The sequence below is a fragment of the Haloferax sp. Atlit-4N genome, from assembly GCF_003383025.1.
Taxonomy (GTDB): Archaea; Halobacteriota; Halobacteria; order Halobacteriales; family Haloferacaceae; genus Haloferax; species Haloferax gibbonsii.
Window position 1 is genome coordinate 1 of sequence record NZ_PSYY01000106.1, and the last position, 451, is coordinate 451.

The following is a 451-nucleotide window of genomic DNA, read 5'->3' on the forward strand; positions in this document are numbered from 1 at the left end:
CGTGAACTACCTGCTTCCCAAGCGGATCACCAGCTCAGAGCGGAAAGCGATTGAGCAGATAGAGCAAGACGACCAAGAGGTCGCAGTTGAGTCGGGTTCTGTCCACGTCGAACAGGGTTCGCACGGGATGCAGATTTTGGATGTTCCCTCGACGAAGTCAGATGGGACGACTGTCTTTGCGACGAATGCTCGCGTTCAGCCGGAAGAGGCTGAAACGTTCTGTCGGCGCTACAGTAGTCGCTGGCAGATCGAGAACGAATACAAGTCAATCAAACACGATTTCTGGCGAAGACTTCCTCGAAGGACTACCGCGTTCGGCTGTTCTACTTCGTGTTCGCGGTCCTCTTGTACAATATCTGGCGGCTCACTGACTTTCTGTTGAAAGCTGCTGCTGACGGTGAGATGGACTACGCACCAGTCATTACTGCTGGAGAGTGTGTCGAGTTGGTCT

Annotated in this window: 1 pseudogene; it reads left to right on the top strand. The window is 53.4% G+C overall.

Annotated features, from left to right (window positions below):
* A pseudogene (locus C5C07_RS20795) lies at positions 1-451 on the top strand (transposase); the annotation flags it as partial.